Source organism: Actinospica durhamensis (genome assembly GCF_018139695.1).
Lineage (GTDB): Bacteria > Actinomycetota > Actinomycetes > Streptomycetales > Catenulisporaceae > Actinospica > Actinospica durhamensis.
This window is the reverse complement of the sequence record NZ_JAGSOG010000941.1, coordinates 1-244: the sequence shown is the minus strand read 5'-3', so window position 1 is coordinate 244 and position 244 is coordinate 1. Positions and strand designations below refer to the sequence as shown.

Sequence of the window (244 nt, the reverse complement as noted above, 5' to 3'; positions counted from 1 at the left end):
CACGAGCTCGGAGGCCATGATCCACCTCGCGATGATCGACAACGTCAGCAAGCGCATAACGGACGAGAGCACACCAACCTGGAGAGGGACATACTAGGGTGAAAAACACCTATCGAACGCCCTCTAACTGGGCGTTTGAGCATGGTATTTCGTCCGAACATGGGGTATGTCGGGTGCGGTGTTCGTCCGGTTCGTGCGCCTTGCCGGTAAGTGCACCCCGCGGTTCGGGCGGATGGCTGTCTAG

Annotated in this window: 1 pseudogene; it reads left to right on the top strand. The window is 58.6% G+C overall.

Going from position 1 to position 244, the window contains the following annotated elements:
- Nucleotides 1-97, top strand: a pseudogene (locus tag KDL01_RS42870) (IS5/IS1182 family transposase); the annotation flags it as partial.
- Between the last annotated feature and the right edge of the window lie 147 nt (nt 98-244).